Below are 2,817 nucleotides of genomic sequence, written 5' to 3'. Positions count from 1 at the left end.
ACCACGCCGCGCGGACCACGGTGACGGGCGATCGGGAACCCGCACCGGATACCGGCGGGCGCCAGGGCCGCCAAAGCTGTCCCGGTAACGCCCGCCGCACGGGCGACCCCACCCGCCCCCGACCGCAAGGACGGCGAATCCTGCCGGCCACGCGAGCACGAAGACAGCGGCGACACCGGGCCACCACACCGCACGACGAACCCACCACACGCCCCCGGGCGCCGGGCAGCCCTGGGCGACCGGCACGCGTCGACCCTGCCGCGCGGACCACGGCGGCGGGCAATCGGGTACCGGGGCCGACTACCGGTGGGTGCCAGGGCCGGCCCGGTGACGGACAGGTGAGGCGGGTTGGCGGCCGTGAAGTCGCAGTGCACGGGAGGGTCTCCGCTTCGGATTCGGTTCAGCTCGTTCGGGTGGCCACGGCGTCGGCGTCGGCGTCCGGTGGCGCGGACGGCAGGTCCCGCAGGCCGCGCAGGGGCGAGAGGAGCAGCGGGACCGGAATCACCACGAAGCCCGCCGCGCAGAGCCAGAGCGCGGCGCGCGGGCCGGCCGCGTCGGCGACGGCGCCGCCGAGCAGGGCGCCGAGCGGCAGGGTGCCCCAGACCAGGAACCGGATGGTGGCGTTCATCCGGCCGAGCAGCCGGGGCGGGCAGAGGCTCTGCCGGAAGCTCACCTGGGCGACGTTGTAGACCACCGCGCCGAACAGCACCACCGCCCCGCCGACCGCGAACAGCACCGCCCCGGCGGCGCCGTCGGCGAGCGGCCACAGCAGCGCGAACGGCGCGGTGGCCAGCGGGGAGAGCCAGATCAGCCGGGCCTGCCCGAGCCGGGCGGCGAGCCGGCCGGCGCACAGCGCGCCGGCGAGGCCACCGACCGCCGTCGCCGAGAGCAGGATCCCGATCGCGGCCGGGGAGAGCCCCAGCACCCGTACCCAGAAGACCGTCTGCACCGCCATCAGCACGGCGCCGAACAGGTTGGACAGCGCGGTGGTGGCCGCGATCACCCGCAGCAGCGGGTGGCCCGTCACGAACCGCAGCCCCTCGGCGACGTCCGCGCGCAGCGAGCGTCCGGGCTCGGGCTCGGGCAGCCGCTCCTCGGCGCGGATCCGGCCCAGCAGCACCGCCGAGAGCAGGTAGCCGGCCGCGTCGGCGACGATCGCCAGTGGCGCGCCGAGCAGTTGGACCAGTCCGCCGCCGAGGCCGGGGCCGGCGATCTGGGCGGAGGAGCGGACGGTCTCGATCGCGCCATTGCCCGCCACCAGGCTCTCGCGCGGCAGCAGCACCGGGAGGAAGGACTGGTGGGCGACGTCGAAGAAGACCGTCGCCACGCCGGTGACCAGGGCCACCAGGTAGAGCTGGGGCAGGCCGAGCACGTCCAGCGCGGCGGCCGGCGGGATCGACCCGACGGCGAGGCAGCGCAGGACGTCGGAGCGGACCAGCACGGGCAGTTTGCGCATCCGGTCCAGCCAGGCGCCGGCGGGCAGGCCGACCAGCAGGAAGGCGGCGGTCTCGGCGGCGGTCAGCAGGCCGACCTGGAAGGGCGTGGCGTCGAGTTCCACCACCGCCACCAACGGCAGGGCGACCAGGGTGACTTGACTTCCCGCCTGCGCCGCGACGGCTCCCGAGAGCAGGAGCCGGAAGTCGCGACGGGCCGGCGGGCCGGTGCGGGACGGGGAGGGCTTTTCGTTCATCGGTTCGACTCTCGGTTACCGCTTCGCTACCGGGCAACCGGCTGGCCGGATTCCGGCCCCCGGCCGAATCGTCCGGATACGAGCGCCGTTCGAGCCCTCTCTCACCCGCGCCCCGCACCGGTGCGTCCGGCCCGAAGCCCACCCTCCCGGGCGCGACCAGCGGTGACGCGCGAACCGGCCCCGGGCCTCGCGATGTCCATCTTTACGTCCGCTATTCGGACCACCGCTTTCACGCCAGCGGACGATCGCCCTCAACTTGGCTGGAACGTAGGAGGTGTTGACGCTCCGTCACCTGGAGGTGGCCCCGGCGTGGTATCCGCATGCGCACGGCCCCCCGGGCCCGGGTGGGGTCCCAGGGGGCCGGGTGGCCGTGGCGGAGCGTCGGGCCGGTGTCGTCAGGAGGAGGCGAGCCCGGCGTCCGGAGTGCGGCCGGCCTGGGCCTGCTCGATGCGCTGGACCAGCATCGCGGCGAGCCTGCGGGCGCCCGCCTGGTCCACCGGGCCGCCCTCGGTGGTGACGGTCGCGACCACGGTGCCGGAGCGCAGCACGACCGCCACGCCGTCCCGGCCCGCCAGCTGGCCCAGGAACGCCCGGCTCTCCGTCCCCAGCGGACCGATGTCCGCCGGGCCGTACCCGGTGGTGTCGCCGTAGGCCGCGTACGCCTCCTTGAGGCGGTCCTGGGCCTGGGCGCGGCCGGGCAGGGTCTCGACGCCGAACCGCACGGTCACCTCGCCGGCGCTGAACCGGGCCTGCCCACTCAGCGGCTTGCCGGTGCACGGCGCGGCGGCGGTGCAGGTGGTGGCGTGGTCGGCGGTGTCGACCCGGCGCTTCTCCTCCTCCCAACCGGTCATCGCCTTCTGGTCGGGCAGGACCCGCGCGAGGAGGGCGGAGTCAAGCAGCGGGGTGTCTGAGTCGGGTCCGGCGGCCGGCTGCCCGCCAGGTGTGGCGTGACCGCCGCCCGTCGGGCCACCCGTCGAACCGTCGCCCGAGCCGCCACCGGTCCCGCCGGCGGAGGCGGCGCCCTGGGCGGTCGCGCCCGGAGCGGACGTCCCCGGAGCGGAGCTGCCCGGAGCCGACGCACCGGCAGCGGGGGTGGCGCCGCCCGCCGCAGCATCGCCCGGCGCCGC

General features: G+C 76.1%; 2 protein-coding genes. Both read right to left on the bottom strand.

All coding sequences use genetic code 11. The features are described 5' to 3' along the window. Positions 1 to 400 precede the first annotated feature (400 nt). Positions 401 to 1,690 (bottom strand): MFS transporter, encoded by a 1,290-nt coding sequence (locus ABD308_RS39165; RefSeq protein ID WP_344345870.1) that lies wholly within the window; start codon positions 1,688 to 1,690, stop codon positions 401 to 403. Positions 1,691 to 2,085: 395 nt separating this feature from the next. After that, a complete protein-coding gene (locus ABD308_RS39160) occupies positions 2,086 to 2,541 on the bottom strand; it encodes a hypothetical protein (RefSeq protein ID WP_344345868.1) in 456 nt (151 codons plus the stop codon). Positions 2,542 to 2,817: the final 276 nt, after the last annotated feature.

Source organism: Kitasatospora putterlickiae (assembly GCF_039527695.1).
In the GTDB taxonomy this organism is placed as follows: domain Bacteria; phylum Actinomycetota; class Actinomycetes; order Streptomycetales; family Streptomycetaceae; genus Kitasatospora; species Kitasatospora putterlickiae.
This window is presented reverse-complemented; position numbering and strand designations above follow the sequence as displayed.

Coding starts and splice junctions, on each gene's coding strand:
- ABD308_RS39165 (WP_344345870.1), bottom strand. CDS start 1,690: ATGAACGAAAAGCCCTCCCCGTCCCGCACCGGCCCGCCGGCCCGTCGC.
- ABD308_RS39160 (WP_344345868.1), bottom strand. CDS start 2,541: ATGACCGGTTGGGAGGAGGAGAAGCGCCGGGTCGACACCGCCGACCAC.